The sequence below is a fragment of the Streptomyces sp. NPDC054872 genome, assembly GCF_053610705.1.
This window is the reverse complement of sequence record NZ_JBSGYY010000027.1, coordinates 47,105-67,538: the sequence shown is the minus strand read 5'-3', so window position 1 is coordinate 67,538 and position 20,434 is coordinate 47,105. Positions and strand designations below refer to the sequence as shown.

The window sequence follows — 20,434 nt, the reverse complement described above, 5'->3', positions numbered from 1 at the left end:
AGGAGTCGGCCGCGCGGGCGCCCGAGTTCCCGTGACGTACCGCCTACTTCCCGGGAGTGGCGTTCGGCCTGGTGAGCGGTTCACACATGGGCGGGCATCTCGTGGGCGCCGATGACCGCTTGGGCCTCGGCGGCCAGCTCCCTGCGGTCGGACCCGCGCAGCGGTGCGTGGGCGGTGACCCGTACGGTCAGGCCGCGGGCACGGGCCACACGGTGCAGCGAGGCACCGAAGGACTCGTCGCCGAGGAAGGCCGCCGTGGTGCTGCGCGTGCCGTGCCGGTAGTAGCGGATGGTCACCGGTCGTACGGGGGCGCCCGCGTCGGCCGCCGCCTGGAACGTGGCCCGGCGGAAGCGGCCACCGGCCACGGAACACCAGGTGGTGGCCTGCGGGAAGACGAGGACGGAGCGGCCCGAGCGCAGGGTCGACGCCAACTCGGCCACGGCGTAGGGCAATTGGCGTAGCCCGTCGCGGTCGATGAACTGGGTCCCGGCCCGCCGGGCGAGCGAGCCGATCACCGGCCACCGGCCCACCTCCCGCTTGGCCAGGACCGTCACCGGCTCCACGGCGAGCAGGCTGACCACGTCGAGCCAGGAGATGTGGTTGGCGACGACGAGGGTGCCGGGCCGCGAACCGGTCACCGTCAGCCGCTCCGGCCCCGCCTCGAGGCGTATACCCAGGGCGTCCAGGATCCCCCGGGCCCGCGCCCGCAGCGCCCAAGGCTCGGCGAGGCGCGCGCCCTGCGTCACGCCGACGCCGATCTCGTACGCCAACGCGGCGTACCGGCGGGCCAGCTCGGCCGCCGGGACCTCCGGTGCCGAGCGGGTGACGCAGGCCGGGGTGCACAGCGGCGCCGGGGTTCCCACGGGGCTCATTGCGTCTCCCCCAGGAAGTAGCGGCGGTAGCGGTCTCCGAGCCGGTCCATGTCCAGGAGGACGAAGAAGTCGGCGACGTCGAACTCGGGGTCGTGCGTGGGCGCCCCGCACATCCACGCTCCCAGGCGAAGGTAGCCCCTGAGCAGTGGCGGCAGGTCGGTGTAGGCGGGCCGCTCCACCGGCGGCGCGGTGGGCACCCAGGGGCGACGGGGCTGCACCCGCAGCTCGGGCGGTGACGCGTGCCTGGACGTGCCGAGCAGCCAGGCGCTCGACGCCGCCCTGCCGCCGTCGGACAGCGGTACCGAGGCGCAGCCCGCCAGGTAGCGGTGGCCGGAGAGCAGGACGTAGCGGGCGAGGGCCGACCACATCAGGTTGATCACCGCGCCGGAGCGGTGGTCCGGGTGCACGCAGGAGCGGCCGGCCTCGATCGTGGAGGACCGCAGCCCTTCCAGCGCACGCAGGTCGAACTCGCTGTCGGAGTAGGACCTCTCGGCCCGGCCGGGCGGCATCAGACGGTAGGTCCCGACGACCTCGCCGGTGGTGGTGTCGGTGACGATCAAGTGGTCCGCGAGGTCGTCGAAGGGGTCCACGTCGTGGCCGGGCAGGGATGTGTGGAGCGTGACACCCATCTCCTCGCCGAAGACGCGGTACCGCAGCCGCTGCGCGGCCCGGATCTGCTCTTCGGAGTCGGCTACGGAGGTGACGTACGCACGGGTGACGGCGGGAGCGGAGGGCGTCAAAGATGTCGCGGATGTCGAGGGCATGACAGATCCGGGCTCCGTTCGGGGAGGGTGGTGCGGCGAGGTCCGCCGGGTTCGCGAGAAGTCGTGGGCAGCGAGAGGAATCGAGGGGAATCGAGGCGAATCGAGGGGACGTTCGTCGGCGCGACGAGCAGCGGCACGAACAGCGCCACGAACAGCACGGTGATGGCCCCGGCTGAACTGCGCACGTTGGCCGCGAGGCCGACGGTCAGGACACGCGTGAGCATCAGGTGAACGGCGGCCGCAAACACCTGCCCCGCACCTTCGAAGTGGAATCCCGGCTGCCGGGCTTCACCATGGACGGACCGCCCGGCGCCGCGCCAGGACACCACGTGGCCAGGACTGCGCGCGCTAGAGCACCCGCTCTCTTGTCGGGTTCATGTCGGGCGACGGCTACCGCCTCCGCTTCGACGACGGGCGGCTCGTGTCCACGTCGGTCGTGGGCGAGGGCGACTGAAGCGGCGTCCTGTGTGACCGTACAGACTCAGGCAGCACCCGCGAACGAAAGGCAGTCATGGCGACGACGCACCACGAACCGGCAGGTCACCTCCCCCTGGAGGGCATCACCGTGGTCAGCCTGGAGCAGGCCGTCGCCGCTCCCTTCGCCACCCGCCAGCTCGCCGACCTCGGCGCCCGCGTGATCAAGGTCGAGCGTCCCGGGGGCGGTGACTTCGCCCGGCGTTACGACACCACGGTGCACGGCCAGGCCAGCTACTTCGTCTGGCTCAACCGCTCCAAGGAGTCCCTCACCCTGGACCTCAAGTCCGAGGAGGGCAGGGCGATCCTGCACGAACTCCTCGCGGGAGCCGATGTGTTCGTGCAGAACCTCGCACCGGGTGCCGCGGACCGACTCGGCCTCGGCGCGGACGAACTCCAGGCCCGCTACCCCTCGTTGATCCCCTGCACCGTCAGCGGGTACGGCACCAGCGGCTCCTGGGCGGAGAGGAAGGCGTACGACCTGCTCGTGCAGTGCCAGACCGGGTTGCTCTCGCTGACCGGAACGCCCGACGAGGCGGTGCGGGCGGGGATCTCGGTCGCGGACATCGCGGGCGGGATGTACGCCTACACCGGCATCCTCACCTCGCTCTTCACCCGGGCCACCACCGGGCGCGCACCGGCGGTGGAGGTCTCCCTCTTCGACGCGCTCGGCGAGTGGATGGGCCAGCCCGCGTACTACACGCGTTACGGCGGCACGCAGCCACCGCGTGTCGGCGCCCGGCACGCGACGGTGGCGCCCTACGGCCCGTTCACCGCGTCCGACGGCAAGGACGTGCTGCTGTCCGTGCAGAACGAGCGCGAGTGGGCCGCCCTGTGCGAACAGGTCATCGGGCAGCCCGAGTTGACCGACGATCCGCGGTTCGCCACCGGCTCCGACCGGGTCGCGCACCGCGACGCACTCGACGCGATCATCTCCGCGCGGTTCGCCCGGCTCGGCAGCGCCGAGGCGATGGAGCTCCTCGACCGTGCCAACATCGCCAACGCGGGTGTGAATTCGGTCGCGGAGTTCCTGGAGCACCCCGCGCTCGTCGAGCGCGACCGCTGGCGGGAGGTAGCCATTCCGGGCAGCTCGTCCCCGGTGCAGGCGCTGGTGCCGCCCGCGAACCTGAAGGGTGTGGCCCCGCGCATGGACCCGGTGCCGGCAGCGGGCGAGCACACCGAGCGGATCCTCGGGGAACTGGGGCGTGGCCCTGACGACATCTCCCGGCTGCGTGCGGAAGGGGTCTGCGGGTGAGCGGTGCGTGAGTCCGGCCCGTGCCGGGCGACTTGAGCCCGGGCGTGTCAGGCGACGCCGAGCCCTTCGAGCACCACCGCGCCCGGCAGCTCGGCGAACGCCTTGCCGGGCACGATGAGCTTGCCCCGGCGGCTGCCGCTGCCGATCAGGACGTACGGAAGGTCGACGACGGCGGCGTCCACGAGCAGCGGCCAGTCGGCGGGCAGGCCGATCGGCGTGATGCCGCCGTACTCCATGCCGGTCTCACCGGTGGCCGTGTCCATCGGCGCGAACGAGGCCTTGCGGGCGCCGAGTTGGCGGCGCACGACGCCGTTCACGTCGACGCGGGTCGTGGAGAGGACCAGGCAACCGGCGAGCGATGCCTCGCCGCCGCGCTTGCCCGCGACGACGACACAGTTCGCGGACTGCTCCAGGATGTCCTGGCCGTAGTGCTCCACGAAGGTGGCGGTGTCGGCCCACCGCGGGTCGGTGTCGACGTGGATGACCTGCTCGGCGGGGACGCTCCCGCTCCATCCGCGCACGGCGTCCGCGACGGGCGCGACAAGGAGGTCGAGGGCCTCGTGCGCGGGCCGGACGTCGTCGAAATCTCCCATGGGTGCACGCATGGCCGCACGCTAACAGGCCGCCCCGCGGCTCGACCTCCCGGCTCAGTACGACGAGGCGTGCGCCGGAGGCACCGACACGGACATGGTCATCTCGACCGGCTCGGCGCCCTTGTTGTGATAGCCGTGCGCCACGTTCGCCTCGAAGGACGCGGCCGACCCGGCGGGCACGAGATGCTCCACGCCGTCCACGAGGAGGGTCAGTTCGCCCGCGGCCACGTGCAGCAGCTCCATCGTCCCCGGCGGGTGCGCGTCGGAGTCGCTGCCCTCTCCGGGCATCAGCGTCCACGACCACAGCTCGAAGGGTCCGCGCGCCTCGGTGCCGACCAGGAGCGTCGTGCTGCTGCCTGCCTCCGTGGACCACATGCGCACCGCCTGCTCCGGCGGCACGAGCCGCACGTGCGAACCCTGTTCGTAGTCGAGGAGCGTGGTGATGCTGACGCCCAGGGCATCGGCGAGCTTCACCGTGATGCCGACGCTGGGGTTGGTCCTGGCCTGCTCGATCTGGATGATCATGCCGCGGCTGACGCCCGCGCGGGCCGCGAGCGCGTCGAGCGTGAAGCCCCGTTCCGAGCGCCAGCGCTTGAGGTTGCGGGCGAGGGACTGGGTGAGCTGATCGAGGTCCGACACATTCCGTCCAATATTTTGGATGACAGGGTTCAGGATATTGAACTACGGTGTGGTGCACCTAAAGGTTCACCACACTGTACTGCGAGGATTTCCGATGACCGCACTGTTCGCCCTGGCCACCAGCCTCCTCTGGGGCCTGGCCGACTTCGGCGGCGGCCTGCTGACCCGCCGCCTCCCCGCGCTCACGGTGGTCGTCGTCTCGCAGGCCATCGCCGTGGTCGTCCTCGGGGTGATCGTGGTCGCGACGGGCGGCTGGACGGAGTGGGGACCGCAACTGTGGTTCGCGGTCGGCGCGGGCCTCGTCGGACCCGCCGCGATGCTCGCCTTCTACAAGGCCCTGGCGCTCGGCCCGATGGGCGTCGTCTCGCCGCTCGGTTCGCTGGGCGTCGTCGTACCGGTGGGCGTCGGGCTCCTCCTCGGCGAGCGGCCGGGAGTCGCGCAGTTCGCCGGGATCGGTGTCGCCGTGATCGGCATCGTCCTCGCGGGCGGCCCCGAACTGCGCGGCGCCCCCGTACAGCGGCAGGCGGTCCTGCTCACGCTGGTCGCGGCCTTCGGGTTCGGCGGGGTGATGGCGCTCATCTCCGAGGCGTCGAGCAACCTCACGGGCCTGTTCCTCGCCCTGTTCGTGCAGCGTGTGACGAACGTGGCCACCGGCGGCGCGGCGTTGTTCGTCTCGGTCAAGCGGGGCGGCAGGGCGCTCCCCGAGGGCGGCGGAACGCGCGTCGTCCTGGCGGCGGTCCCGGCCCTGGCCTTCGTCGGCCTCGCGGACGTCGCGGCCAACGGCACGTACTCGGTGGCCGCCCAGAACGGCCCGGTCACCGTGGCCGCCGTACTCGCCTCCGTCTACCCGGTGGTCACCGCCCTCGCCGCCCGGCTTGTGCTCAAGGAACGGCTGCGCGGGGTACAGGCGGCGGGCGCGGGCCTCGCGCTGGTGGGCACGGTGCTCCTGGCGAGCTGAGCGGAACCGCCGCCCGTCAGACCTGCTCACCGAGGTCGAGGTCGTCCAACTCCCCCAGGGCGAGCAGCTGTTCCGGCGTGACCCCGTCAGGAATGGGAACGGGCGCGGGCGTCCGCAACGGCGGCTGCCACCCCGCCTCCGCGTCCCACGTACGCACGACACGGGCCGGCGCCCCCGCCACCACCGCATGATCGGGGACGTCACCCCGCACGACCGCCCCCGCGGCCACCACGACATTGCGGCCGATCCTGGCGCCCGGCAGGATCACCGCGTTCGTGCCGATCCAGCAGCCGGGCCCGATCTCGACGGGCTCCATACGCGGCCACTGCTTGCCGATGGGCGTGTGCGGATCGTCGTACGAGTGGTTCGTGGACGTCACGTACACCGTGGGCCCGAAGTAGCAGTCGTCGCCGATCGTGACCGTCGTGTCGGCGATGACGTGGCTGCCGCGGCCGAGCACGACGCCGTTGCCGATGCGCAGGATCGGGTCGGGGCCGAGGTCCAGGTCCGGCATCATCCCGGCGGTGAGGGTGACCTGCTCGCCGATGATGCAGTGGTCACCGATGCGGATCCACGGCTCACCGAAGACGGTCCCCTGCGGGAAGGACAACTTCGTGCCGTGGCCGATCGCCCCGAACCGCAGCCGTCCCGGCCGCTGCGCGGTGACGGCGCCCGTCCGCCGCACCCAGGCCCAGCCCGCGTGGACGGCGCGCTGGGTCGCGCGGCGCCGCCAGTCGGCGGCCGCGGATGAGAACGTGTTCCTGTTCTTCGGCACGCGCTCACGTTACTCAGCCGCGCGCGGCCCGGTGAGCCCGCACCCCTGTGATCTTCACCCCACAGGGCGGCTGATCTTCACTCCACAGGGCGGCGGACCCCACCCCGTCCCGTACGGTTCCGCCAGGCGCGAGACACGTACGAATGGAGAGTTCCGATGAGCCACGAGGCACTCATCACCGGGTTCGGCGGCAAGGACCCGCAGATCGACCAGGACGCCTTCACCGCGCCCACCTCGGTCATCATCGGCGAGGTGACGCTGCACGCCGGGGCGAGCGCCTGGTACGGGGCGGTGCTGCGCGCGGACGGCGGGCCCATCGTCGTCGGCGCCGACAGCAACATCCAGGACAACTGCAGCCTCCACGTCGACCTGGGCTTCCCGATGACGATCGGCGAGCGGGTCTCGGTCGGCCACAACGCCGTCCTGCACGGCTGCACCGTCGAGGACGACTGCCTCATCGGCATGGGTGCGACGGTCCTCAACGGCGCGGTGATCGGCGCCGGTTCGCTGGTGGCGGCCCAGGCGCTCGTACCGCAGGGGATGGTCGTGCCGCCCGGCTCACTGGTCGCGGGCGTTCCCGCCAAGGTGCGCCGCCCGCTCACCGACGAGGAGCGCGCGGGCGTCACCCTCAACGGCACGATGTACGTCGAGCTGGCCAAGGCGCACCGGGACGCCCACGCCGGGTGACGTCAGTCGGCGGCCGGAACGGGAACCGGCTCGGCCGCCGTCTTCGCACCGGCATCGGGCTCGGCCGCCGAGCGCGCCTCCGCCGACTTCTTGGCGCGGCGCTTGACGAGCAGCATGGAGCCGACGCCGATCAGCACGGCGATGGCCAGGCCGAAGTACGAGAACCGCTTGAGCCAGTCCTCGGCGACGACACCGATGTAGTAGATGACGGCGGTGGTGCCGCCCGCCCAGACGATGCCGCCCAGGACGTTGGCGATCAGGAACTTCCAGTACGGCATGCGCAGGACGCCCGCGAGGGGTCCCGCGAAGATCCGGAGCAGGGCGACGAAGCGGCCGAAGAAGACCGCCCACATGCCCCACTTCTGGAACGACTGCTCGGCGCTCCCGACGTTCGCGGCACTGAAGTGCTTGGGGAACTTGCGTTCGAGCCAGGCAAGGAGTGGCCGACCGCCCTTGCGTCCGATCGCGTACCCGATGGAGTCGCCGATGATGGCGCCCGCCGTGGCGCAGATCCCGAGGACGACGGGGTTCAGGTCGCCGTGCTGCGAGGAGAGCAGCGCGGCGGAGACGAGGACGATCTCACCCGGCAGCGGAATGCCCAGGCTCTCCAGACCGATGACCACGCCCACCAGCGCGTAGATACTGACGGCCGGTACGGTCTCCAGCCATTCCTGGACGTGCAACGCCGGTTCCTCCTGTGCTGATGGTGCGTGTACCCGGCGTGCGCGCTCCCCCCAAGATCGCGCACGCCGGGCAGCCTACCCGCTCACCCGGCGTCGGCCGGGGCGGAGTCCCAGAGGTCACACCGATGCGCGCGGCCCACCGTGCCGCTCAGCTCGCTCCCGCCCGCGGAAGCGGTGCGCAGCGAGAGCACCCGGCCCGGCTGCGTCCGCTGGTCGGGTGCGGCGGGCTGGCCCTCGGCGCGCGGCGGGCCGCCGTGGATGAAGGAGCCCCAGTACTGGACCATCTGCCGGGCCAGCACCTTCTGCTCCGCGTTGAGCGGCGACGCGAGCCCGAAGTGCTTGAAGAGGTACTGCACTTCGTTGACGTGGGTCGCCCCGAAGTCGAACGTCCTGCCCGCTTCCCGGATCGAGGCGAAGGGCGGCGAGGTCCGGTCGGCGAACTCATAGGCGTAGACCGGGCCCCGGCCCGCGAGCGACCTGTCCATGCGCAGGGCCGGGCAGGCGAACATCATGTCTCCCTGGGCGGCCGCGTAGGCGTGCGTCGGCGAGGCGTGCCCGGACAGGGGGTAGCGCTTGAGGACCTTGGCGCCCAGCTCGGGGCCGTACATCTGGGTGAGCGCGCCCGGGTACTGCTCCGCGGTCAGCGGCTTGCCCTGCGCGTCGAACTGGCCGTAGGCGAAGAGGCGCCCCTCGTCGCTGTTCGCGCCGTTCAGGACCGGCACGCGGGAGGCGCTCCCCTTCTCGTACGCCTCCTCCGGCTGAACCGGCAGGAAGTCGCCACCGGCCACCGGACCCCAGTCGAACCCGGCCTGCGCCGCGAGGATCTCCTCGGCGGGCTTCTCGCGCAGACACGCGACGGCGGTCGCCGGATCGGGGCAGCCCGCCTTCTTCGCGAACGCCGCGCCCTGCGTGCGTGCCTCGTCGCGCTCACGGGCGGCACAGTCCCCATAGGCCCCGCTCTGCACGATGCCCGCACGGAAGAGGCCCTTGGCGGTGGGCGACGCCAGCTGGGTACAGACCGAGCGGCCGCCCGCGGACTCGCCCGCGATGGTGACGCGCTGCCGGTCACCGCCGAACGAGCCGATGTTGGCGCGGACCCAGCGCAGCGCGGCCTGCTGGTCGAGCAGGCCGTAGTTGCCCGAGACCCGGTCGGACGCCTCCGAGTCGAGCCCCTTGCCCGCGAGGAAACCCATGGCGCCCAGGCGGTAGTTGACGGTCACCACCACCGTGCCGGTACGCCGGGCGAAGGTGTCGGGCACGATGTCCTCGCCCGCGCCCGCGGTGAGCCCGCCGCCGTGCAGCCAGACCATGACCGGGCGCTGCTCGTACGTCCCCTTCGGCACGTAGACGTTGAGGTCGAGGCAGTCCTCCGTGTGGCTGGGGTTCTCGTAACCGGGGTCCCAACTCGCCGTCTGTACACAGCGGTTGCCGAAGGATGTCGCCCCGCGCACGCCCTGCCAGGACTCGGCGGGACGCGGCTCCTTCCACCGGAGGTCGCCGACGGGCTGCCGGGCGTACGGGATACCGAGGAACTGCCGCCCCTCGGCGGTGGATTCGCCGCGCAGCCACCCTGTGTCCGTGCGCACGAGCGTGCCGGCGCCTGCCCGGGATGCGTCCTCCGGGGCGGCCTGCGCGGTGTGCGGGGTGAGCAGGGCCGCGGTGGCGGCGATGACCGTGAGGATGGTCCGGGTGGTTCGCTTGCGTCCCGCGCGCCCTGTACACCCTGCGCGTCTCGTGCGTCCCGTGCGTCTCATGCGGCGACTCCCTTGACGACGTGAACCCTGGCGGCCGGAAACTATGACCACTACTGACTCGTGTCAATGAGTTGAGCAGGGTCGGCCGAAACGGCTTGATGGGGCCAGTACGAACGGCGTCGCGCCGGTCGGGACCCCCGTGGCCCGACCGACGCGACGCCGCTGTGTTCAACGAACGTACGGAAGCGAACGCCCTTACGCGACTCAGTTATTGGGGCGCAGCGTCCAGACGACCGTCATCTCGCCGGTCACCGCGCCGTCCTCGCGCTGGATCGCGATCGCCACCGGGAACTCGGGGCGCTGCCCCGCGTCCAGCTCGGCGACGACCTCGGCGGCCGGGCGGCCGAGGGTCGCGGTGGCGGTCACCGGCCCCATGGCGAGCTTCTTGTACGCGATGTCGGCGCTGACGGCGAGCGGTACGGCGCGCGAGAGCTGGTCGCCGAACGCGGCGAGCACGATGGCGCCGCTCGCCGACTCCCCCAGCGTGAACATGGCTCCGGCGTGCGGCCCGCCGACGTGATTGTGATACTCGGCCTGGTCGGGCAGGGCGACCACGGCCTTCTCGGGCGTGGTCTCACGGAACTCGAGGTTCAGCGTCCGGGCCATCGGCACGGTGGCGGCGAGCATCTCGCCTATCGACATCTGGTCAGTGCTCATGACCAGGAGGTTACCCACCAGTAGCCTTCTTTGGCCAGGAGCCTGCCGGGGTTGGATCACGGTCACCTATCGTTGCTGCGCATGTGGCCAGGAGAGCAGCAGCCCGGGGGCGGGCCGAACCAGCCGAATCCGTACCACCAGCCGGGATATCAGCAACCGGCACCGTGGAACGCGCCCACCGTTCCCGGTGGCACACCGCAGACGCCGCAGGGCGGAGGGGGCGGCGGGGGCGGCAACAGGACCAAGGTCGTCGCCGTCGTCGCCGCGGCGGCGGTCGTGGTGGCCGCGGGTGTCGCCGGTTTCCTCGTCCTCGGCGGCGACAAGGACGACGGCGCGAAGCCGGACCCCGCACGGTCCTCCGCGTCCGAGTCCGCGAGCCCTGCCGGGTCCGGGGGCACCGAGCGCGGTGTCGGCCGCGGGCCGAAGCCGACCATCGCGGGCTGGCAGACGGTCGTGAACGCCGAGCGCGGCATCGCCTTCGACGCGCCACCGGAGTGGGAGCTCAAGTCGCGCGACTGGGTGGACGCCGTCGGGGAGGCCGACGACGAGGACAGCATTCTGATCGCGATGGTGGCACCCGCCGTGCTCGAGAAGCAGTGGTGCACGAGCGATCCCGACCGGGACGGGGTCAAGGACCACACTCCGCTCGCCCAGGCCGGCAGCAAGGGCAACCGCGGCGCGAAGAGCACCGAGGAGATCGCCAGGGAGAACTCGGCGACGTGGGTGTACGGCCAGTACTCCCAACCCGACCGGAAGAGCATCAGGACCAGCGCGGTGGAGTCCTACACCACCAAGTCCGGCATCCGGGGCAGCCTGGCCACGTCCTCGGTCTCCGGCGTCGCCAAGGACGACAAGTGCGCCTCGGACGGCAAGGCCACCACGTTCGGATTCAAGGACTCCGAGGGCAAGTTGGTCTCGTGGTCGTTCTTCGGCGCCAAGGGCGTGAGCAAGGAAGTCCCGGACGCGGTGGTCAAGAAGATGCTCAGCACGGTGCGCGCATACGACAACGGGTCCGAATCCTGAGCAACCGCCCCACCACAGGCCCTGTGACCAGGGGTTGCAGCGCTGTACCGGTCTCCTGACCCCGTATCGTTTCGCGCCATGTGGCCAGGACAGCAGCCGCCCGGGGGCGAGCAGAACCCGCAGGACCAGAATCCCAATCCGTACAAGGAGCCGGGGTACCAGCAGCCGAACCCGTATCAGCAACCGGGTTATCAGCAGCCCAGCCCGTACCCGCAGCAAGGGCCGGGGCAGCCGGACCGGCCGCAGGGCCAGTGGAGCGCGCCGACCGCGCCGATGGGCATGACACCGCAGCCCGGCGGTGACGGGGGCGGCGGCAACGGCAACAGGACCAAGCTCATCGCCGTCGTCGCGGCGACGGCGGTCGTGGTGGCCGCGGGCGTCACCGGATTCCTGGTGCTCGGCGGCGACAAGGACGACGAGGCGAGCGGGAAGCCGGACAAGAAGTCTCCCGCCAAGTCCGCCTCGCAGAAGCCGAGTCCGACGGACGACGGCGGCACCGAGCGCGGCACGGACAACGGTCCCAAGCCGGTGGTCAAGGGCTGGCAGGTCGTGGTGAACCCCAAGTGGGGCACCGCCTTCGATGTTCCGGCGGACTGGGAGGTGCAGACCCCCGACACGCTCATCGGCTTCGAGGACGCCGAGAAGGGCGCCGAGGCCAAGCCGCTCATCACCATGTCGGCGCCCGCGTACTACAAGTCCAAGTGGTGCTCCGCGGACGACGACAAGGACGGCACGAAGGACGACACCGCCCTGGGCGCCGTCGGCACCAAGGGTGCGAACGGCGCGAAGAGCACCGACGAGGTCGCGGTCAACCAGGTGCCGTGGTGGGTGTTCGGCGGTTACACCCAGCCCGACAAGAAGAGCCTCACCACCGCCAAGAAGGCGGAGCCGTTCACCAGGAAGACCGGCATCAAGGGCAGCATCGCCCGCGCCCACTCGACGAACACACCGCAGAACGGCAAGTGCGCCTCCGACGGCAAGGCGATCACCTTCGGCTTCAAGAACTCCGACGGTGAGTACGTGGCGTGGAGTCTCTACGGCGCCAAGGGCGTCAAGGACGAGATCCCGGAGGCGACGGTGATGAAGATCCTGAACACGGTCCGGCTGTCCGGGGACCCCACGGAGTCCTGAGGCGTTTCGTACTCCGCAGGGGCTTATGGCCCGATGCGCCGTCCCCGCCACGGGGGCAGCGATGACATCAGGCCACAAGCCCCTCTATGGTTACTGCCCATGTGGCCAGGACAGCAGCCGCCCGGGGGCGAGCAGAACCCGCAGGACCAGAATCCCAATCCGTACCAGCAGCCGGGGTACCAGCAGCCGAATCCGTATCAGCAGCCGGGATACCAGCAGCAGCCGCAGGCGGGCGCCTACTCGCAGCCGGAGCAGCCGCAGTGGGCGGCGCCCACGCCACCGCCGATGCCGCACCAGCCGGGCGGCGGTCAGGGCGGGGACGGAAACAAGACGAAGATCACCGCGATCGTCGCGGCGCTCGCCGTCCTGGTCGCCGCCGGTGTCACGGGCTTCCTGGTTCTTGGCGGCGACAAGGACGACGAGGCGGACGGCAAGCCGGACAAGAAGTCGCCGGCGAAGTCGGCCGCACCGAAGCCGAGCCCCAGCGACACGGAGGGCGGCTCCGAGCGGGGCACGGACAACGGCCCGAAGCCCACGATCAAGGGCTGGCAGGTCGTCGTGAACCCGAAGTGGGGCACGGCCTTCGACGTGCCCGCGGACTGGCAGGTCGACACCCCCGGCACCTTCATCGGCTTCGAGGACCAGGAGAAGGGCGACGGCAGCGCGCTCATCGGCATGTCCGCGCCCGCCCACTACAAGCCCAAGTGGTGCTCCTCCGACGACGACAAGGACGGCACCAAGGACGACGTCGCTCTGGGCGCTGTCGGCACCAAGGGCCAGAACGGTGCCAAGAACACCAAGGACGTCGCGCGCAACGACTCCGCGTGGTGGGTCTTCGGCGGCTACACGGGCCAGAAGAAGGCCGACAAGAAGAGGATCAAGGTCGGCAAGGTGGAGTCGTACACCACCACGTCCGGCATCAAGGGCAGTGTCGCCACCTCCACGACGTCGGGTGTCGTCAAGAAGGACAAGTGCGACTCGGACGGCAAGGCCACGACGTTCTCCTTCAAGAACGGCGACGGTGAGTACGTCGCCTGGTCGCTGTACGGCGCCAAGGGTGTGAAGGACGAGATTCCCGACGCCACGGTGAAGAAGATCCTGAGCACGGTACGGCTGCACGGCGACCCCGAGGGATCCTGAGCCGCTGAGCCGACCGCGGGGTCCTGACCCCGAGCGGAAACGGTTTGGCAAGTCGGTCTCCCTGCGGGGATAGTCCCCTGGTGACCAAACCCGCCGCCGCGCGCCGCCCCGCCTGGGCAGGCCGCAACTACAGCCTGCTGACCGCCGCCGCGATCGTGACCAATCTGGGCAGCCACGGCGCCCTGATCGCGGCGGCGTTCGCCGTGCTCGACTCCGGCGGTGACGGCGGGGACGTGGGACTTGTGGCGGCGGCCCGCACGCTGCCGCTCGTGTTGTTCCTGCTCATCGGCGGCGCCGTCGCCGACCGGCTGCCGCGCCACCACGTGATGGTCGCGGCCAACGCGCTCAACTGCGTCTCGCAGGCGGTCTTCGCGGTGCTCGTCATCTCGGGCACACCGCCGCTCTGGTCGATGATGCTGCTGACCGCGCTCGGCGGCACCGGCCAGGCCTTCTTCGGCCCGGCAGCCGAAGGCATGCTGATGTCGACCGTCAGCGGCGAACAGGCCAGCCGCGCCTTCGCGCTGTACCGCATGGCGATGCAGGGCGCGGGCCTCGGCGGCGCGGCGCTCGGCGGTCTGATGGTCGCCGCGATCGGGCCCGGCTGGGTGCTCGCGGTGGACGCGGCGGCGTTCGCGGTGGCCGCGGCCCTGCGCTCGCTCCTCGACGTCAGTCACATCCCGGTGCGCGCGCCCGGCGGCGGGCTGCTCTCCGATCTGCGGGAGGGCTGGCAGGAGTTCATCGGCCGGCCGTGGCTGTGGGCGATCGTCGCGCAGTTCTCCGTGGTGGTGGCGGTGGTCGGCGCGGCCGAGGCGGTCTTCGGACCACTGGTCGCCCGGGACGAACTGGGCGGCGCGGGGCCCTGGGGTCTCGCGCTCGGCGCGTTCGGCGCGGGCACGGTCGGCGGCGCGTTCCTGATGATGCGGTGGAAGCCGCGGCGACTGCTGCTCGCGGGCACCCTCTGCGTCTTCCCGCTCGCGTTGCCGTCGGCGGCGCTCGCGGTGCCGCTGCCGGTGTGGGGGCTCGCGGCGGTGATGTTCGTCAGCGGCGTCGCGATCGAGGTGTTCGGCGTGTCCTGGATGACGGCGATGCACCAGGAGATCCCCGAGGAGAAGCTGTCGCGGGTCGCCGCGTACGACTGGTTCGGCTCGATCGCGATGGTCCCGCTCGCCACGGCCCTCGCGGGACCCGCGGAGCTCGCCTTCGGGCGTTCGGCCTCGCTGTGGGGCTGCGCGGTGCTGGTGGTCGTGGTGACGGCGCTGGTGCTCTTCGTCCCGGACGTACGCAATCTGACGCGGCGCACGGCGTCGAAGGAGGTCGCCAAGGCGGCCGCCCTCCCGGTCGAGCCCCCGCCCGGGCCTCCGCTCGGAACGTCAGCCGATGCTGAAGGCCCCGCCGGGCGGCTCGGGTGACGCGACCGCGTCCTCGTCCCGCACGGGCTTCGCGACACCGATGAACAGGCGCAGCGCCACCCCGTGCTCGACGCGCGCGGGGAAGACGTCGGCCGCCGCCCGGCGGGCCAGCGCCTCGACGTCGATCTCTTCGTGCGAGGCGACGAGCACCGCGTTGCCGAAGCGCCGGCCGCGCAGCACGGTCGGCTCGGCGATCAGCGCGACCTGCCCGAACACCTCGGCGAAGGTGGCGAGCTGGGAGCGCAGGAAGCCGAACGGTGACCCGTCGGCGAGGTTCGCCGCGTAGACGCCGCCCGCCCGCAGGACCCGCTCCGCGGCGCGCGCGTAGGCCACCGACGTCAGATGGGCGGGCACCCGCGAGCCGCCGAACACATCGGCGACCAGTACATCGGCGCTGTCGGGAGCCGCCGTCCCGAGCCACTGCCGGGCGTCCGCGCCGTGCACGGTGATCCCGGAGCCCTCGGGCAACGGCAGCCGCTCGGTGACCAGTTCGAGCAGCCCCCGGTCCGCCTCCACCACGTCCTGCCGTGAACCGGGCCGGGTCGCGGCGACATAGCGGGGCAGGGTGAGCGCGCCGCCGCCGAGGTGGATCACGTCCAGGGGGCGGTCGTGGTCGTCGGCGGTGTCCAGGACGTGCGCGAGCCGCTGCGCGTACTCGAACTCCAGATGCGTGGGCGCGTCCAGATCGACGTACGACTGAGGCGCCCCGTCGACCGTGAGCAGCCAGGCGCGGGGCCGGTCCACGTCCGGCATCAGCTTGGCGGTTCCGTGATCCACGTCCTTGATGACGGCTATCGCCTCGTCCGCGTGTTCGTCCTCGGTCACCGCTCCATTGTGCCCGTCCGGCCCGGGGGTGGATCCCCCGAGCCGGGCGGGCGTCGCGGCCGTCAGCCGACCTCGGTCACCGTGCCCGCGCCGACGGTGCGGCCGCCCTCGCGGATCGCGAAGCCGAGGCCCGTCTCCAGGGGCATGTCGCGGCCGAGCTCGACCGTCATGGTGACGGTGTCGCCGGGCCGGGCGACGGCGGCTTCGCCGAGGTCCACGTCGCCGACCACGTCCGCGGTGCGGACGTAGAACTGCGGCCGGTAGCCGGTCGTGATCGGCGTCGACCGGCCGCCCTCCTTGGTCGAAAGGACGTACACCTGCGCGGTGAAGCGGCGCCTCGGACTGACGCTGCCCGGCTCCGCGACGACATGCCCGCGTCGTACGGCGTCGCGTGGCACACCGCGCAGGAGCAGCGCCACGTTGTCGCCCGCCTGCGCGGACTCCATGGGCTTGCCGAAGGTCTCGAGGCCGGTGACGACGGTCTCCGTCTCCGCGCCGAGCACCTCCACCCGGTCACCGATCCGCACGGTGCCGCGCTCCACGGCTCCGGTGACGACGGTTCCGCGCCCGGTGATGGTGAGGACGTTCTCCACCGAGAGCAGAAAGGGCGCGTCGACGTACCGCTCGGGCATGGGCACATAGGTGTCCACCGCGTCGAGCAGTGCCTCGATGGCCGCCACCCACCGCGCGTCGCCCTCCAGCGCCTTCAGCCCCGAGACCCGTACGACGGGGACGGAGTCGCCCCCGTACCCGTGCGCGGAGAGCAGGTCGCGCACCTCCAGCTCGACGAGGTCCGTGAGCTCCTCGTCACCGGCGTCCGCCTTGTTGAGGGCGACGACGAGGTGGTCGACGCCGACCTGGCGGGCGAGCAGGACGTGTTCGGCGGTCTGCGGCATGATCCCGTCGAGCGCGGAGACGACGAGGATGGCCCCGTCGAGCTGCGCGGCGCCGGTGACCATGTTCTTGATGTAGTCGGCGTGGCCCGGCATGTCCACGTGCGCGTAGTGCCGGGTGTCGGTCTCGTACTCGACGTGCGCGATGTTGATGGTGATGCCGCGCTGCGCCTCCTCGGGGGCGCGGTCGATGCGGTCGAAGGGCACGTACGTGCCGGTGCCGCGCTCGCTGAGGACCTTGGTGATGGCGGCGGTCAGGGTGGTCTTGCCGTGGTCGACGTGGCCCATCGTGCCGATGTTGAGGTGCGGTTTCGTGCGGACGTAAGCCGTCTTGGACATGGCGGTTCCTTCTCCGGAACTCGAAAGCTGAAGTCCTGGGCGCACGTCATCGCGTGCGCGCTCGGGACGGGGACCCCGGGGCCTGACCGACCCTCCCCCTAGGGGGTCCGCCGGAGTGTCCGGGGAGGGTCAGCGTCGGGCGCCGTCGACGGGGAATGCCGCGCAGAGGAGAACGGCAGCCTTCGCGACGTCCGCGACTGCGGACGTGTCTGCGTGAAAGGCGTACCGGAACATGTCGCAGATCATTGCCGACGGGCAGGGCTTCGTCGAATGGTTTTCGCCGGGGTCGCGGCGGGAGTGGCCCGTGAAGTCCGGTGCGCTCAGAGGTTCTTCAGGGCCTCGCGCACCGAGAGCGGCGCGAGGCGCCCGCGCTCCCGCTCGACGAAGGCGCGTACGGCGTCCGGATCGGTCTTGGCGTACTCCCGCAGGCACCAGCCGATGGCCTTGCGGATGAAGAAGTCGGGGTGCCCCGACTGGCGTACGCAGTAACCGAAGAGGCGTTCGGTGTCGGTGGCCTCCTTGTGACGGAGCTGGTGGAGGAGGGCGGTGCGGGCCACCCACAGGTCCTCGTCCTCGATCCAGGCGTCCATCTCGGTCCTGAGCCCCGGGTCGGCGGCGACCAGACCGCCCACGACATGCGCGGCGAGCGCGTCGACCGTGTCCCACCAGGGGACCGTCGTCACGAGGTGGCGCACGACGGGCAGGAAGTCCGACGGCAGGCGTGTCACGTGGCGGCGCAGATAGTCCACGGCGAAGTACGCGTACTCGCGCTCCGGAAGTTCCCAGCAGCGCAACGCGATCGCGGCGCAGTCGGTCTCGTCGGGGCGCGGGAGCCCGGCGAGCACCGTGCGGGACAGTTGGCGGCGCAACGGCGTGGGCAGGCCCAGGAAGGGCGCGACATTCCTCATGTACGCCTGTGCCCGCGCTGCCCACTCGGGATCAACCGGCGTCGTGTAGGCGGCGGTGAGCCGTGCCATGACGGTGTCGGCCAAGTCGCTGTGCGGGACGGTGGCGCTCATGGACGCACCCTAGAACTGTGACGCCCGTGAGACGTCCCATACGGCGATCACACACATTTGTCGGTTAGTCTCCCCGGATGTTCGACTCAGCCGCCGTCCGTCCGCAAGGCTTCGCCGAGCGCTGCACCAGGGTGCTGTTCTCACCGTGGTCGCGGCTGTCGCTCCTCGTGGCGCTCCTCGCGGCCGCCGGAACGTGCGTCCTGCTCTTCGAGCCACAGCGGATCCTGTCCGACGGCTGGCCCGCGCAGCTCGGCGGCGCCGCCGCTGTCATGGTCTTCGCCGTCGCGTACGGCCTGTGCACCACCGCGTTCGTGCCGCGTCCGTTGCTCAATCTGGCGGCAGGCGCCCTGTTCGGGTCACAGGCGGGCCTCGTCGCGGCGATCGCGGGCACGGTCCTCGGCTCCGGGATCGCCTTCGGCCTCGGCAGGATGCTGGGGCAGGACGCGCTGCGCCCGCTGCTCCGCGGGCGCTGGCTGAAGGCGGCCGACGGGCAGTTGAGCCGGCACGGCTTCCGGTCGATGCTGGCGGCGCGGCTGTTCCCCGGGGTGCCGTTCGCGGCGGCCAACTACTGCGCGGCGGTGTCCCGCATGGGATGGCTGCCGTTTCTCCTCGCCACCGGCCTGGGATCGATCCCGAACACCGCCGCGTACGTCATCGCGGGTGCCCGCGCGTCGACGCCGACGTCCCCCGTGTTCCTCGTCGCGATGGGCTTCATCGCGGTGACGGGGCTCGCGGGCGCGGTGGTGGCGTGGTGCAAGCGCCACCACCTGCGCAACCGGTAGGTCTCCGGGACGTACGAGGTTGCGAGCGGCCACGTCCGGCACGCGAAGGGCCGCAGCCGCTGGACGGCGGCCCTCCGGCGGTCTCGTAACCAAGTGACGCTACGCTGCCCCACGGCAGGGGAGTGATCACCCCTCGCTCGCACACCTCCCGTGTCCCATCACATGACCGCACCCGCAGCCCATGATCCGTACTTGGACGGCGCAGTTTCCATGTCTTGGCTTGAATCCTTCATCCTCGGGCTCGTCCAGGGACTGACCGAGTTCCTCCCGATCTCGTCCAGCGCGCATCTGCGGCTGACCGCGGCGTTCGCGGGCTGGCACGATCCGGGGGCCGCGTTCACCGCGATCACCCAGATCGGCACCGAGGCCGCCGTGCTGATCTACTTCCGCAAGGACATCGCGCGGATCATCTCCGCGTGGTCCGGCTCCCTCTTCGGCAAGGTGCCACGCTCGGACCACGACGCGCAGATGGGCTGGCTCGTCATCGTCGGCTCGATCCCGATCGGTGTCCTCGGCGTCACCTTCAAGGACGAGATCGAGGGCCCGTTCCGTGACCTGCGGCTCATCGCCACGACGCTGATCGTGATGGGCATCGTCCTCGGCATCGCCGACCGCCTGGCGGCCCGCGACGAGGCCGGCGGGAAGCACCGCGCCGTCAAGGAGCGCAAGAGCCTGAGGGAACTGGGCGTCCGCGACGGCCTGATCTTCGGCATGTGCCAGGCGATGGCCCTGATCCCGGGCGTCTCCCGCTCCGGCGCCACCATCAGCGGCGGCCTGCTCATGGGCTACACCCGCGAGGCGGCGGCCCGCTACTCGTTCCTGCTCGCCATCCCGGCGGTCCTCGCCTCCGGCGTCTTCGAGCTCAAGGACGCGAGCGAGGGCGGCCATGTGTCCTGGGGCCCGACGATCTTCGCGACGATCGTCGCGTTCGTTGTCGGATATGCCGTCATTGCGTGGTTCATGAAGTTCATCACGACCAAGAGCTTCATGCCGTTCGTGTACTACCGGGTCCTGCTCGGCATCGTGCTGTTCGTGCTGGTCGGGATGGGTGTGCTGAGTCCGCACGCGGGAGAGTCGGCGGGGTAGCGGCGCGCTCTGACTGAGGCCCCGTATCGGGGGAAGCCGGATGGCATGGCTGTTCTCAGGAAATGCGCACGCCCCTTGCTCGCCTCGGTCTTCCTGTCGGGAGGATTCAGTACCCTGCGGAAGCCCAAGCGCGTGGCCCCCGCGGCGGAGCCCGTCGCGGTTCCGGTGGCTTCCCGGATCCCACGGCTGCCGGAGGACCCCGAACGCCTGGTCCGCATCAACGGTGCGGTGCAGCTCGGTGCCGGCGCGATGCTGGCCACCGGGCGGGTTCCGCGGGTCGCCGCCCTCGCGCTGGCCGGCACGCTCGTGCCCACCACGCTGGCCGGGCACGCCTGGTGGAAGGAAGAGGACCCGGAGCGCCGCGCCGCTCAGCGCACCCAGTTCATCAAGAACCTCTCGCTGCTCGGCGGCCTGCTGATCGCGGCGGCCGACACACACGGCAAGCCCTCCATGGCCTACCGCGGTCGCAGCGCCGCCAAGTCCGGCGCCACCCGCGGCCGCTCCGCCGTGAAGGCCGGAGCCCATCGCGGCCGTGGCGCGGCGGAGTCCGGACGGCGGGTCGCCCGCGACGCCGGGCGCGATGCCAGGGGCGCACTGAACAAGGTGGCCGGCACGTTGTGACCAATGGCATGCCGAAAGACCCTCTTCAGGAGGGTTTGGCCGTCCTACGGTGAAG

At 71.3% G+C, this 20,434-nt stretch carries 22 protein-coding genes; 10 read left to right on the top strand and 12 right to left on the bottom strand.

Features of this window, described 5'->3' with window-relative positions:
• Positions 1 to 80: 80 nt before the first annotated feature.
• Genes ACWGIH_RS28730 through ACWGIH_RS28720 form a run of 3 tightly spaced genes read right to left on the bottom strand, consistent with a single transcriptional unit; the run spans position 81 to position 1,965 of the window.
• A complete protein-coding gene (locus ACWGIH_RS28730) occupies positions 81 to 872 on the bottom strand; it encodes a lysophospholipid acyltransferase family protein (protein WP_453452623.1) in 792 nt (263 codons plus the stop codon).
• Complete coding sequence (locus ACWGIH_RS28725) at positions 869 to 1,636, bottom strand: GNAT family N-acetyltransferase (RefSeq protein ID WP_453452621.1); 768 nt, start codon at positions 1,634 to 1,636, stop codon at positions 869 to 871. The genes ACWGIH_RS28730 and ACWGIH_RS28725 overlap by 4 nt, the downstream gene beginning before the upstream one ends.
• On the bottom strand, positions 1,609 to 1,965 hold the full coding sequence (locus ACWGIH_RS28720) for a hypothetical protein (RefSeq protein WP_453452619.1): 357 nt from the start codon (positions 1,963 to 1,965) through the stop codon (positions 1,609 to 1,611). Before ACWGIH_RS28720 ends, ACWGIH_RS28725 begins: the two co-directional genes overlap by 28 nt.
• 182 nt (positions 1,966 to 2,147) lie before the next feature.
• Here ACWGIH_RS28720 and ACWGIH_RS28715 point away from each other — a divergent pair, with 182 nt between their 5' ends.
• Positions 2,148 to 3,365 carry a CaiB/BaiF CoA transferase family protein gene (locus ACWGIH_RS28715; RefSeq protein ID WP_453452617.1) on the top strand — a complete coding sequence of 406 codons (1,218 nt, stop codon included), beginning with the start codon at positions 2,148 to 2,150 and terminating at the stop codon, positions 3,363 to 3,365.
• Between the two features lie 47 nt (positions 3,366 to 3,412).
• Here the strand turns inward: ACWGIH_RS28715 and ACWGIH_RS28710 are convergent, their stop codons facing one another.
• Together ACWGIH_RS28710 and ACWGIH_RS28705 are read right to left on the bottom strand one after the other, a co-directional pair.
• On the bottom strand, positions 3,413 to 3,970 hold the full coding sequence (locus ACWGIH_RS28710) for a YbaK/EbsC family protein (RefSeq protein ID WP_453452615.1): 558 nt from the start codon (positions 3,968 to 3,970) through the stop codon (positions 3,413 to 3,415).
• 42 nt (positions 3,971 to 4,012) lie between these two features.
• Complete coding sequence (locus ACWGIH_RS28705; protein WP_453452613.1) at positions 4,013 to 4,597, bottom strand: XRE family transcriptional regulator; 585 nt, start codon at positions 4,595 to 4,597, stop codon at positions 4,013 to 4,015.
• Positions 4,598 to 4,691: 94 nt separating this feature from the next.
• Here ACWGIH_RS28705 and ACWGIH_RS28700 point away from each other — a divergent pair, with 94 nt between their 5' ends.
• A complete protein-coding gene (locus tag ACWGIH_RS28700) occupies positions 4,692 to 5,555 on the top strand; it encodes an EamA family transporter (protein WP_453452611.1) in 864 nt (287 codons plus the stop codon).
• A 16-nt stretch (positions 5,556 to 5,571) separates the two neighbouring features.
• Here ACWGIH_RS28700 and ACWGIH_RS28695 read toward each other — a convergent pair whose 3' ends face one another.
• Positions 5,572 to 6,330, bottom strand: coding sequence for an acyltransferase (locus ACWGIH_RS28695; protein ID WP_453452609.1), 759 nt, complete (start codon positions 6,328 to 6,330; stop codon positions 5,572 to 5,574).
• Between the two features lie 156 nt (positions 6,331 to 6,486).
• On the opposite strand from ACWGIH_RS28695, the gene ACWGIH_RS28690 reads away from it, so the two are divergent.
• Positions 6,487 to 7,017 (top strand): gamma carbonic anhydrase family protein, encoded by a 531-nt coding sequence (locus tag ACWGIH_RS28690; RefSeq protein WP_453452608.1) that lies wholly within the window; start codon positions 6,487 to 6,489, stop codon positions 7,015 to 7,017.
• 2 nt (positions 7,018 to 7,019) lie between these two features.
• On the opposite strand, the gene ACWGIH_RS28685 is transcribed toward ACWGIH_RS28690, so the two are convergent.
• From ACWGIH_RS28685 to ACWGIH_RS28675, 3 genes are all read right to left on the bottom strand, one after another.
• Positions 7,020 to 7,700 carry a DedA family protein gene (locus tag ACWGIH_RS28685; protein WP_453452606.1) on the bottom strand — a complete coding sequence of 227 codons (681 nt, stop codon included), beginning with the start codon at positions 7,698 to 7,700 and terminating at the stop codon, positions 7,020 to 7,022.
• An 83-nt stretch (positions 7,701 to 7,783) separates the two neighbouring features.
• Positions 7,784 to 9,454 carry a carboxylesterase/lipase family protein gene (locus ACWGIH_RS28680; protein ID WP_453452604.1) on the bottom strand — a complete coding sequence of 557 codons (1,671 nt, stop codon included), beginning with the start codon at positions 9,452 to 9,454 and terminating at the stop codon, positions 7,784 to 7,786.
• Positions 9,455 to 9,658: 204 nt separating this feature from the next.
• Positions 9,659 to 10,096: a DUF4442 domain-containing protein gene (locus tag ACWGIH_RS28675; RefSeq protein ID WP_363206715.1), complete on the bottom strand. Its 438-nt coding sequence runs from the start codon at positions 10,094 to 10,096 to the stop codon at positions 9,659 to 9,661.
• Between the two features lie 96 nt (positions 10,097 to 10,192).
• On the opposite strand from ACWGIH_RS28675, the gene ACWGIH_RS28670 reads away from it, so the two are divergent.
• The 4 genes from ACWGIH_RS28670 to ACWGIH_RS28655 all read left to right on the top strand — a co-directional run bounded on the left by ACWGIH_RS28670 (position 10,193) and on the right by ACWGIH_RS28655 (position 14,814).
• Positions 10,193 to 11,134 (top strand): hypothetical protein, encoded by a 942-nt coding sequence (locus ACWGIH_RS28670; protein WP_453450945.1) that lies wholly within the window; start codon positions 10,193 to 10,195, stop codon positions 11,132 to 11,134.
• A gap of 78 nt (positions 11,135 to 11,212) precedes the next feature.
• Complete coding sequence (locus ACWGIH_RS28665; protein ID WP_453450946.1) at positions 11,213 to 12,265, top strand: hypothetical protein; 1,053 nt, start codon at positions 11,213 to 11,215, stop codon at positions 12,263 to 12,265.
• 99 nt (positions 12,266 to 12,364) lie between these two features.
• Positions 12,365 to 13,405, top strand: a complete 1,041-nt coding sequence (locus ACWGIH_RS28660; protein WP_453450947.1) for a hypothetical protein — start codon at positions 12,365 to 12,367, stop codon at positions 13,403 to 13,405.
• Between the two features lie 77 nt (positions 13,406 to 13,482).
• Complete coding sequence (locus ACWGIH_RS28655) at positions 13,483 to 14,814, top strand: MFS transporter (RefSeq protein WP_453450997.1); 1,332 nt, start codon at positions 13,483 to 13,485, stop codon at positions 14,812 to 14,814.
• On the opposite strand, the gene ACWGIH_RS28650 is transcribed toward ACWGIH_RS28655, so the two are convergent.
• From ACWGIH_RS28650 to ACWGIH_RS28640, 3 genes are all read right to left on the bottom strand, one after another.
• A complete protein-coding gene (locus ACWGIH_RS28650) occupies positions 14,776 to 15,567 on the bottom strand; it encodes a spermidine synthase (RefSeq protein ID WP_453450998.1) in 792 nt (263 codons plus the stop codon). The two genes, ACWGIH_RS28655 and ACWGIH_RS28650, sit on opposite strands and share 39 nt — an antisense overlap.
• A gap of 134 nt (positions 15,568 to 15,701) precedes the next feature.
• Positions 15,702 to 16,871: an elongation factor Tu gene (gene tuf, locus ACWGIH_RS28645; protein ID WP_453450948.1), complete on the bottom strand. Its 1,170-nt coding sequence runs from the start codon at positions 16,869 to 16,871 to the stop codon at positions 15,702 to 15,704.
• A gap of 320 nt (positions 16,872 to 17,191) precedes the next feature.
• Positions 17,192 to 17,890, bottom strand: coding sequence for a DNA alkylation repair protein (locus tag ACWGIH_RS28640; protein WP_453450949.1), 699 nt, complete (start codon positions 17,888 to 17,890; stop codon positions 17,192 to 17,194).
• Positions 17,891 to 17,967: 77 nt separating this feature from the next.
• On the opposite strand from ACWGIH_RS28640, the gene ACWGIH_RS28635 reads away from it, so the two are divergent.
• From ACWGIH_RS28635 to ACWGIH_RS28625, 3 genes are all read left to right on the top strand, one after another.
• Positions 17,968 to 18,672, top strand: a complete 705-nt coding sequence (locus ACWGIH_RS28635) for a TVP38/TMEM64 family protein (RefSeq protein WP_453450950.1) — start codon at positions 17,968 to 17,970, stop codon at positions 18,670 to 18,672.
• Positions 18,673 to 18,882: 210 nt separating this feature from the next.
• On the top strand, positions 18,883 to 19,758 hold the full coding sequence (locus ACWGIH_RS28630; RefSeq protein ID WP_453450951.1) for an undecaprenyl-diphosphate phosphatase: 876 nt from the start codon (positions 18,883 to 18,885) through the stop codon (positions 19,756 to 19,758).
• A gap of 45 nt (positions 19,759 to 19,803) precedes the next feature.
• Positions 19,804 to 20,379 carry a DoxX family protein gene (locus tag ACWGIH_RS28625; RefSeq protein ID WP_453450952.1) on the top strand — a complete coding sequence of 192 codons (576 nt, stop codon included), beginning with the start codon at positions 19,804 to 19,806 and terminating at the stop codon, positions 20,377 to 20,379.
• Positions 20,380 to 20,434 lie beyond the last annotated feature (55 nt).

Excerpts from the sequence above, each read along its gene's own strand:
- ACWGIH_RS28625 (WP_453450952.1), top strand. The coding sequence starts at position 19,804 with ATGGCTGTTCTCAGGAAATGCGCACGCCCCTTGCTCGCCTCGGTCTTC.
- ACWGIH_RS28660 (WP_453450947.1), top strand. The coding sequence starts at position 12,365 with ATGTGGCCAGGACAGCAGCCGCCCGGGGGCGAGCAGAACCCGCAGGAC.
- ACWGIH_RS28635 (WP_453450950.1), top strand. The coding sequence starts at position 17,968 with ATGTTCGACTCAGCCGCCGTCCGTCCGCAAGGCTTCGCCGAGCGCTGC.
- ACWGIH_RS28715 (WP_453452617.1), top strand. The coding sequence starts at position 2,148 with ATGGCGACGACGCACCACGAACCGGCAGGTCACCTCCCCCTGGAGGGC.
- ACWGIH_RS28730 (WP_453452623.1), bottom strand. The coding sequence starts at position 872 with ATGAGCCCCGTGGGAACCCCGGCGCCGCTGTGCACCCCGGCCTGCGTC.
- ACWGIH_RS28725 (WP_453452621.1), bottom strand. The coding sequence starts at position 1,636 with ATGCCCTCGACATCCGCGACATCTTTGACGCCCTCCGCTCCCGCCGTC.
- ACWGIH_RS28675 (WP_363206715.1), bottom strand. The coding sequence starts at position 10,096 with ATGTCGATAGGCGAGATGCTCGCCGCCACCGTGCCGATGGCCCGGACG.
- ACWGIH_RS28680 (WP_453452604.1), bottom strand. The coding sequence starts at position 9,454 with ATGAGACGCACGGGACGCACGAGACGCGCAGGGTGTACAGGGCGCGCG.
- ACWGIH_RS28710 (WP_453452615.1), bottom strand. The coding sequence starts at position 3,970 with ATGCGTGCACCCATGGGAGATTTCGACGACGTCCGGCCCGCGCACGAG.
- ACWGIH_RS28665 (WP_453450946.1), top strand. The coding sequence starts at position 11,213 with ATGTGGCCAGGACAGCAGCCGCCCGGGGGCGAGCAGAACCCGCAGGAC.
- ACWGIH_RS28670 (WP_453450945.1), top strand. The coding sequence starts at position 10,193 with ATGTGGCCAGGAGAGCAGCAGCCCGGGGGCGGGCCGAACCAGCCGAAT.
- ACWGIH_RS28650 (WP_453450998.1), bottom strand. The coding sequence starts at position 15,567 with ATGCCGGACGTGGACCGGCCCCGCGCCTGGCTGCTCACGGTCGACGGG.
- ACWGIH_RS28690 (WP_453452608.1), top strand. The coding sequence starts at position 6,487 with ATGAGCCACGAGGCACTCATCACCGGGTTCGGCGGCAAGGACCCGCAG.
- ACWGIH_RS28700 (WP_453452611.1), top strand. The coding sequence starts at position 4,692 with ATGACCGCACTGTTCGCCCTGGCCACCAGCCTCCTCTGGGGCCTGGCC.
- ACWGIH_RS28640 (WP_453450949.1), bottom strand. The coding sequence starts at position 17,890 with ATGAGCGCCACCGTCCCGCACAGCGACTTGGCCGACACCGTCATGGCA.
- ACWGIH_RS28630 (WP_453450951.1), top strand. The coding sequence starts at position 18,883 with ATGTCTTGGCTTGAATCCTTCATCCTCGGGCTCGTCCAGGGACTGACC.
- tuf (WP_453450948.1), bottom strand. The coding sequence starts at position 16,871 with ATGTCCAAGACGGCTTACGTCCGCACGAAACCGCACCTCAACATCGGC.